Source organism: Phocaeicola coprophilus DSM 18228 = JCM 13818, assembly GCF_000157915.1.
Taxonomy (GTDB): Bacteria; Bacteroidota; Bacteroidia; order Bacteroidales; family Bacteroidaceae; genus Phocaeicola; species Phocaeicola coprophilus.
Window position 1 is genome coordinate 1 of record NZ_EQ973697.1, and the last position, 889, is coordinate 889.

General features: G+C 42.9%; 1 protein-coding gene. It reads left to right on the plus strand.

All coding sequences use genetic code 11. From position 1 onward, the window contains the following. Positions 1–20 precede the first annotated feature (20 nt). Positions 21–605: a DUF1573 domain-containing protein gene (locus BACCOPRO_RS17040; RefSeq protein WP_008145705.1), complete on the plus strand. Its 585-nt coding sequence runs from the start codon at positions 21–23 to the stop codon at positions 603–605. The last annotated feature ends 284 nt before the right edge of the window (positions 606–889 follow it).

The window sequence follows — 889 nt, forward strand, 5'->3', positions numbered from 1 at the left end:
ATGCATGAGGTGGATTCTCTGTGCGAGGGGAAGGTTTCTTTCGTGTTCTTTTTCCAGTCGGCCACGTAAAGGAACTGCGCTACATCCTTCGGCGCGACGGTTTCTCGCTGCCTGTATGCATTGACGCGGACGATTCGTTCAACTCGCTGAATCATTTTCCCGGTGAGATGATGTTTCAGACCTTTCTTGTTGACTCGGAAAACCGTGTGAAGGTGATAGGTAATCCTATTCACAATTTGTCGGTAAAGGATCTTTACCTGAAGGAACTGACTGGGATGAAAAGCGATCCGGTTCCCGTTACCACAGTTCACTCTGACTCCGTGGAGTATCACTATGGAACGGTAGGTGAAAATCAGACGGAAAGTAAAAAGGTCATTCTCCATAATACAGGCAAAGAGGTGTTCCGTATCAAGGGAGTCACCACGTCTTGTGATTGTATGACGGTAGAATACGGATGGGATGAGATACAGCCCGGTGAAAGTGCCGTTCTGACAGTGAAATATAAAGCTGAGGAGCCAGGCGATTTCTGGCGTACGATAACGATATATGGCAATATCCCGGACCAATCCATTACTCTGGATTTTTGGGGAACTGTCAGAAAGTGAGAGATAAAAAAGAGTGGAAACATGAATTACGTGTCTGCAAACAATGAATATCATGTTCCACTCCATGTTAAACCCGTCCAACCGAAGGAGGTGTTACCGATGCAAAGATAATTATTATTTTGAAGTACAACAAATCGGGGATTTGTTGCTTCGTAGAGGGAACTGGATATTTAATTTAAACATTCAAAAATTTAAATAATGATGAAAAAGAATTTTATAAAAGCTGCTTTCGTTGCAGCATTTGCATCTATTGCAGGTTATGGTGTATATACATCACAGCAGAA